The organism is Flavobacterium sp. HJSW_4, from assembly GCF_042436695.1.
Taxonomy (GTDB): Bacteria; Bacteroidota; Bacteroidia; order Flavobacteriales; family Flavobacteriaceae; genus Flavobacterium.
This window is the reverse complement of sequence record NZ_JBHNPP010000091.1, coordinates 1-340: the sequence shown is the minus strand read 5'-3', so window position 1 is coordinate 340 and position 340 is coordinate 1. Positions and strand designations below refer to the sequence as shown.

Annotated in this window: 1 protein-coding gene; it reads right to left on the bottom strand. The window is 39.7% G+C overall.

Annotation, left to right across the window (positions count from 1 at the left end; genetic code table 11):
* The coding region (locus ACE01P_RS24440; RefSeq protein ID WP_379701671.1) for a condensation domain-containing protein at positions 1–340 on the bottom strand (340 nt) is incomplete at both ends.

Genomic DNA, 340 nt, shown 5'->3' with positions numbered 1-340 from the left:
ATACATCAAACAAGGCGGAACGGCTAATGTCCCGCTTTAGGTTAAGTTTACTCACCAGCTCCTCAAATGGATAACTCTGGTGCTGATAAGCTCCCAATAAAGTTTCCTTTTCTTGTCTTAATAAATCTAAAAAGCTGCTCTGCTCTTTAAAATGTGTTCTTATTGCTAAAGTATTCAGATACAATCCTATCTGGTTCTCTAAATCAGGATGCTCACGCCCTGCAATAGGCGTGCCTAATATGATGTCGTCTTGACCGCTGTATTTATGCAAAAGCACTTTGACGCCTGCCATGAGAGTCATAAACAAAGTGCATTGGTGTTGCTCTGAAAAACTTTTTAA